Source organism: Streptomyces glaucescens, from assembly GCF_002154375.1.
Lineage (GTDB): Bacteria > Actinomycetota > Actinomycetes > Streptomycetales > Streptomycetaceae > Streptomyces > Streptomyces glaucescens.
The window spans coordinates 420-645 of the sequence record NZ_MUND01000334.1 but is presented as its reverse complement, the minus strand read 5'-3'; the positions used below and the strand labels follow the sequence as shown (position 1 = coordinate 645).

Annotated in this window: 1 protein-coding gene; it reads right to left on the bottom strand. The window is 74.8% G+C overall.

The features are described from left to right. Positions 1-226, bottom strand: a 226-nt coding sequence (locus tag CCN42_RS21925) for a Rho termination factor N-terminal domain-containing protein (protein ID WP_211294769.1), incomplete at both ends; no start/stop codon positions are given.

Sequence of the window (226 nt, the reverse complement as noted above, 5' to 3'; positions counted from 1 at the left end):
GCCCGTACGGGCCTTGGAGGTGGCGCGGCGCTTCGGCTTGGTCTCGGTGGCGGCCTCGGCCTTGGCGGGGGCTCCCCCGGCGGCCTGCGCCTCCTTGATGACCTCGATCAGCTGGCTCTTGCGCATCCGCGCGGTGCCCCTGATTCCGAGGCCGGATGCGACCTGCTGCAGCTCGGCCAGCACCATGCCCTCGAGGCCGGTACCGCGGCGCCGCCGGGAGCCGGCA